Origin of the sequence: Chromobacterium aquaticum, from assembly GCF_021129195.1 — a bacterium.
GTDB lineage: Bacteria > Pseudomonadota > Gammaproteobacteria > Burkholderiales > Chromobacteriaceae > Chromobacterium > Chromobacterium aquaticum.
Genome location: NZ_JAJOHW010000305.1, coordinates 1 through 647, shown reverse-complemented (window position 1 = coordinate 647; position 647 = coordinate 1). Strand labels below are relative to the sequence as shown.

The following is a 647-nucleotide window of genomic DNA, read 5'->3' as shown; positions in this document are numbered from 1 at the left end:
CGGCGGCTCAGCCGCACCGCCGGCGCGCGCGTGGGCGCGGCCGGGCAAAACCAGATCGAAGCCCTGCAATACCTGTTCGTCGCGCTGATAGACGAGCGCCTGCTGTTCGACGACTGGCCGGGGCAGAGCCTGTGGCAGGCCACGCCGCTGGAACAGCGCTTGTTCGGCAGCCGCGCCGCCGGCGACAAAGTGCCGGCCTTGATCGAACAAGTGCTGCGCGAGCGCGACCCGGCCGGGCGCGATCTGGCTAATGTCTGCCTGCAAACACTGACCCTGGGCTTCTACGGCCGGCTGCGCGGCCCCGGCGGCCTGGCCCAGCACGAGGAATGGCGGCGCGAACTGTTCGCCTTCGCCTACCAGCGCGATGCCGACATGCGCAGCCTGGCGCCGGCGCTGGAACGCAGCAGCGCCTTGCCGCCGCAGCGGCTGAGCGTGCGGCGCATGCTGCCGGACGGCTTCCGGCTGGCGCTGGGCGTGGCCGCCATCCTGCTGGGCATGTCGGTGGTGGGGCACGTGTTCTGGCATGACATCGTGTCGCGGGTGGAACCCATGCTGTACCACGGGACGGATGGGGACGGACAGAATAAATGACGATTCAGACCATAGCCGGCATTGTATTGCTGGCCCTGCTGTTCGCGCTGGCGCTG

Annotated in this window: 1 protein-coding gene; it reads left to right on the top strand. The window is 69.2% G+C overall.

Going from position 1 to position 647, the window contains the following annotated elements:
* Positions 1-591 (top strand): DotU family type IV/VI secretion system protein (locus tag LQT98_RS23960; RefSeq protein WP_231465773.1); only part of this gene is annotated, 591 nt, incomplete at its 5' end.
* Positions 592-647: the final 56 nt, after the last annotated feature.